1 protein-coding gene is annotated in these 989 nt (G+C 66.7%); it reads right to left on the bottom strand.

The window, feature by feature from the left end:
• The coding region (locus tag ADK54_RS14760) for a potassium-transporting ATPase subunit KdpA (protein WP_199826964.1) at window positions 1-989 on the bottom strand (989 nt) is incomplete at both ends.

Raw genomic sequence — 989 nt, 5'->3', positions numbered from 1 at the left:
CCCGCGATGAACACCGCGATGATCGCCATGATCAGCATGCCGTACAGGCCGGAACCGGTACCACCCGGCGCGATCTCACCCAGCTGCATGCCCAGCATGGTGATGCCGCCGCCGAAGCCGGTGAGCGAGGAGTGGAACGCGTCGACCGCGCCGGTCGAGGTGAGGGTGGTGGCGACCGCGAAGATCGACGAGCCGCCGACTCCGAACCGGGTCTCCTTGCCCTCCATCGCACCGCCGGCGATGTCGAACGCCGGGCCGCCGTGGTGGAACTCGGTCCACATCATCAGCGCGGTGAAACCGACCCAGATCGTCACCATCGTCGCCAGGATCGCGTAACCCTGCTTCACGCTGCCGACCATCCGGCCGAACGTGCGGGTCAGCGCGAACGGGATCACCAGGATCAGGAAGACCTCGAAGAGGTTGGTGAACCCGTTGGGGTTCTCGAAGGGGTGGGCAGAGTTGGCGTTGAAGTAACCGCCACCGTTCGTGCCCAGCTCCTTGATGGCCTCCTGCGAGGCGACCGCGCCGCCGTTCCACTGCTGCGAGCCGCCCATGAACTGGCCGACCTCGTGAATACCGGAGAAGTTCTGGATCGCACCGCAGGCCACCAGGACGATCGCGCCGATCACCGAGATGGGCAGCAGGATGCGGACCGTGCCACGCACCAGGTCGGACCAGAAGTTGCCCAGCTCACCCGTGCGCGAGCGGGCGAAGCCCCGCACCAGCGCGACCGCGACCGCGATACCGACCGAGGCGGACACGAAGTTCTGCACCGCCAGGCCGCCCGTCTGCACGACATGGCCCATCGACTGCTCACCCGAGTACGACTGCCAGTTCGTGTTCGACACGAACGAGGCCGCCGTGTTGAACGCCTGGTCCGCCGGAATCGACACGAACCCCAGCGAGCCGGGCAGCGAACCCTGCAGGCGCTGCATCAGGTACAGGAAGAGGACGCTCACCGCGGAGAAGGCGAGGACACCGCGCAGATA

The organism is Streptomyces sp. WM6378, from assembly GCF_001279695.1.
GTDB lineage: Bacteria > Actinomycetota > Actinomycetes > Streptomycetales > Streptomycetaceae > Streptomyces.
The sequence above is the reverse complement of the archived record's forward strand: the minus strand, read 5'-3'. Positions and strand labels throughout refer to the sequence as shown.